Source organism: Longimonas sp., assembly GCF_040409695.1.
GTDB lineage: Bacteria > Bacteroidota > Rhodothermia > Rhodothermales > Salinibacteraceae > Longimonas.
This window is the reverse complement of the sequence record NZ_JARWGJ010000008.1, coordinates 1-3585: the sequence shown is the minus strand read 5'-3', so window position 1 is coordinate 3585 and position 3585 is coordinate 1. Positions and strand designations below refer to the sequence as shown.

Genomic DNA, 3585 nt, shown 5'->3' with positions numbered 1-3585 from the left:
GAGCATGTGCTTGAGATTGCACACGCTGGCATGCTTCCTACATTGATCGCCTCAACCTCAGAGGTGTACGGCAAAGCCCTGGAGACGGTGCCGGATCTCGAAACGCTCGCCGAAGACGGTCCGTGGGTGCTGGGCTCCACCTCGAAACGCCGCTGGGGCTATGCCTGCACGAAGGCGATGGACGAGTTTCTCGCGCTGGCTTACGCCGCTGAGCACGACCTGCCGGTGGTAGCGGCGCGCTTCTTCAACACCGTGGGGCCGCGCCAGACGGGCCAGTACGGCATGGTGGTGCCCTCGTTTGTCGACCAGGCGCTCGCCGGAAAACCCATCACGGTTTTTGGGGATGGCGAGCAGACCCGCTGCTTTACGCACGTGCTCGACGCGGTTGAGACGATCGATGCTCTCATGAACGCCGAAGGCACCGACGGCGAGGTGTTCAACATTGGACAGCCCACCCCGGTCTCGATCAATACGCTGGCCGAGCGCGTGCGCACGCTCACGGGGGCGAGTGTGCCCATCGAGCATGTGCCTTACGACGAGGCGTACCGCGAGGGCTTCGAAGATATGCGCCGTCGTACGCCCGACATGACAAAGCTGCAGGCGACCATCGGGCAGCAGCCCTATCGTGACCTGGATACCATCTTGCGCGATGTGATTGCCCACGCAAAGACGGATGCCGACCACGCAGCACAAACCCAGAATGGATCCGCACTAACGCCTGCATCCTTTAATACCTTTGATACAGCCCATACGGCGTAACAGTACACGCCGGATATACGCGCCGGCTACGGCCCCCGATTTGAGTTGCCGGCAATCCAAAAAGCAGCATCGGGGCCGCCTCCACTTCGCTCCTACGCATCTTTAAGTACAGGCACCACGCTCTTCTGCCTGACATACTTTGTGAACAGAACGCTTCAGTGCATATGATGGATACGATACTACATGCCGTGCAGCGCGTCGGGGGGGATGCCGCGGGCATCGCGTTTTTCGCGACGCTTCTGGCTACGCCGCTCGTGATTCGCGCAGCACGGCGCATGGGATGGGTCGGCCAGCCCCGCGAAGACCGCTGGCATGCTACGCCAACCGCCCTCATGGGCGGTATTGCGCTGGTGTCGGCGGCGTTCATTGGGGCGCTGGTGAGCGGGTCGATCGCTACCCTCCCGGCTGTATGGGCAGGCGGGGCGTTGCTTTTTGCGGTCGGGATGTACGACGACCTCAACGGGATATCTCCCGCCGGAAAGCTCATTGCGCAGATCGCGGCTACGGCGCTGCTTATGATGGACGGCTATCTTTTCGGGAGCGGGTGGCACTGGGCCATTGCCGGACCGCTTACGCTTCTCTGGGTCGTCGGCATCACCAACGCGATTAATCTGCTCGATAATATGGATGGCCTGGCATCGGGCATTGCGGGCATTGCCGCGGTCGTGCTGCTCGCCGTAGGTGGGGTCACCGGGGTGCCGGTCGTGGTGAGTGCCATGGCTGCCGTCGCCGGGGCCGCGTTCGGATTTCTGGTGTTTAACTTCAAGCCCGCCCGCATCTTCATGGGCGACTGCGGGAGCCTCTTTCTGGGGTTCATGCTCGCCGCGGGCGCTCTCGTGGTACAGTCCGAAGCTCCCGTCAACGCACCGGTAGCGGTGGCGCTGCTTCCGCTCGCTGTGCTGGCGGTGCCCATTCTCGACACGACCCTCGTAACGCTGGTCCGGAAGTGGGTGGGGCGCCCGGTTTCGCAGGGAGGGCGCGATCATACCTCGCATCGGCTCGTGTTTCTGGGGCTTTCGGAGGCGCAGGCCGTGCTCACGCTGTATGCGATCAGCGGGGTGGGGGGCGCGCTCGCACTGGCTGTGCTGTTTATTGACACGCTGCTCTTTTACGCGCTCTCGGCATTCGCTGCGGTCGCGCTTACGGTCTTCGGCATCTACCTGGCCCGGGCCAACGTATACGCTGAAGATGGCTCGGCAGCCGACACGCGAGGCGATGGCTCGCCGCTGTACGGGGGCGAAGATGCAAAGACATCGCACGCGCTGTATCGTCTCTTTGGGCACCGCTGGAAGGCGGTATTCGGGGTGTTTGCCGATAGTGCGCTGCTGGCCGCGGCATTTATTGTGGCGCACTACCTGCGCTTTGAGCAGGGACTCACCTCGGTTCAGGAGGACCGGATGCTACGGGCGCTGCCGCTTATCGTAACGGCGAAGATCACGGTGTTTGCATTGATGGGTATGTACCGCGCCATCTGGCGCCATGCCGGTACGCCCGAAATCGTGCGCACAGTCGGCGCGTCGCTCCTGGCCTCGCTCGCTGGCATGGCTGTGTGGGCTGCACTCTTCTCTACCGCCACCCTGTCGGTGTCGGTCTGGTTCATCGACTGGATGATCGTGACGCTCGCGGTGATCGGCGTGCGGTTTGGCTTCCGTGGGCTCCGCCAGTACTTCCTGAGCCAGGCAAGCGACGGCAAGCGTGCTCTGATCTATGGTGCGAACGACTCAGGCGCCCTGCTCCTGCGCGAAATCCGGCAGACTGCAGAGCTGTCGTATAACCCGGTTGGATTCGTGGACGACGATCCACTGAAGAGTGGACAGCGCATTCAAGGACTTACCGTAGTAGGAGTGGGCGACCGGCTGGCCGGGCTCTGTCGGATGCACAACATCGATGTAGTGCTGCTCTCGCTACGTGCCATGACCTCGGAAGAACGGTCAGACGCTCTGCGCCATATCAAGGAAGCGAATGTGCCGTGCCATGTGCTGCAGATGACGCTGTCGGACGCAGTCGACGAGACGGCAGACCAGGGCACGCCTGAGATGAAGCCAGCCTCCTAACGCGGCATACCCCGTGGCACAATGATGACTCCGCAGCGTAGGGACGACGCGTACGCCTCCCCAATTACTCCTTACGTCTTCAGCCTACACTTTTTCAGTCAACACCTCGACATATGAACTCCAACGGACAACAGCCCGATGCAGTCTCCGCACTTCTTCAAGCTCTCAATAACCAGTCCGCTACGATTGGCGTTGCCGGACTTGGGTATGTCGGGCTTCCGCTTGCCGTAGAGTACGCGGCCGCCGGGTTTGAGGCGATCGGCATTGAGCTCAGCGAGACGCGCACGGCTCAGCTGAACGCGGGTACAAACTATATCGACGATCTTGATGATGTGGAGGTGGCAGCGCTCGTAGACCGTGGTATGCTGCGGGCAACGACCACATACGACGAGTCGGCTGACATCGACGTGTTCTTTTTGTGCGTGCCCACGCCCGTCACTGAACACAAAGAGCCCGACACGAAGTACATCGAAGCGTCGACGCGCTCGATCGCCGAACACCTGCGTCCGGGACAGCTCATCATCGTGAAGAGCACAACCTATCCGGATACGACCGAGGGCGTGGTGCGGCCCATCCTGGAAGAAGCCGCCGCCGAGCGCGGACTCACGCTGGGAGAAGACTACTTCCTCGCGTTCAGTCCGGAACGGATTGACCCGGGCAACAAGGAGTATACGACGGCAAACACGCCGGTGGTGGTGGGCGGCGTGACCGACGCATGCACGACCGTGGCCGAAGCGGCGCTGCATGCGATCATCGAGCACGTGCATGTGGC

General features: G+C 62.0%; 3 protein-coding genes. All 3 read left to right on the top strand.

All coding sequences use genetic code 11. From position 1 onward, the window contains the following. A partial coding sequence (locus PPP56_RS00270; RefSeq protein WP_353561583.1) for an NAD-dependent epimerase/dehydratase family protein occupies positions 1–759 on the top strand: 759 nt, incomplete at its 5' end. 164 nt (positions 760–923) lie between these two features. Next, on the top strand, positions 924–2813 hold the full coding sequence (locus tag PPP56_RS00265) for a hypothetical protein (protein WP_353561581.1): 1890 nt from the start codon (positions 924–926) through the stop codon (positions 2811–2813). Positions 2814–2926: 113 nt separating this feature from the next. Further along, positions 2927–3585, top strand: a 659-nt coding sequence (locus PPP56_RS00260; RefSeq protein ID WP_353561579.1) for a nucleotide sugar dehydrogenase, incomplete at its 3' end; no start/stop codon positions are given.

Coding starts and splice junctions, on each gene's coding strand:
- PPP56_RS00265 (WP_353561581.1), top strand. CDS start 924: ATGATGGATACGATACTACATGCCGTGCAGCGCGTCGGGGGGGATGCC.